Source organism: Oleiphilus sp. HI0086, from assembly GCF_001635225.1.
In genome coordinates, this window is record NZ_LWFZ01000634.1 from 1 (window position 1) to 702 (window position 702).

At 37.7% G+C, this 702-nt stretch carries 1 protein-coding gene; it reads right to left on the minus strand.

What is annotated here, in order from left to right; all coding sequences use genetic code 11:
* A partial coding sequence (locus A3756_RS08545) for a chemotaxis protein CheW (RefSeq protein ID WP_197481253.1) occupies positions 1–397 on the minus strand: 397 nt, incomplete at its 3' end.
* Positions 398–702: the final 305 nt, after the last annotated feature.

Here is a 702-nt window from a genome sequence, read left to right on the forward strand (position 1 = left end):
ACTTGCTCGGCATTAAAGCGACAGTTGGAAACAACAAGCCAATATTATTGGCACGGCTATCGAAGTATTTTTCATTTGTTATAATTGAGTCAGACTCAATTCTTTGCATTCCTAAAATTTCGTCAACTACTACAGCGATACTGTTTGAGCCCCCGGTATTAAAGCTAACCAATGTTAACTGTTCTCCCTTAAGACACTGCTCCATCCCAATACGACGACGCAAATCAAGAACCTGCATGATCTGTCCATTTATAGTAGTCATGCCCCGAAAAAAGTCGCCCTGATAAAACAGCTTTACCAAGCTGTAGTTTCCAGAAAAAACATTCTCAACATCGCGACAATAAACCGCCAATCTGATATGACCAACCCTAGCGACCAAATATTCATTTTTATCCATAAAACCCTCTGTGCAAAAAAATCCCATGAAAACCTAAACTTACTAATATTTAGCACATCAAAATTCGCTATATAATTTAAAGTGGTAGCAGCCAATCGACATTCTGTCCAACTTTTATCTCTCTTTTCTCAAACTCTTTATCAAATCTGATGTATTTGTAGTCTATTTTAGGCTCTACATGCTACGCGAAGCTCTTGAAAGGTGGTAAGATGAGTGTCCTTGCGAACTTAATATTATCGACTGGAAAACCAGTTAAACCATGCATCCATAAAGCCAATGCATTACCTAAGCTATTTACTTCTTAT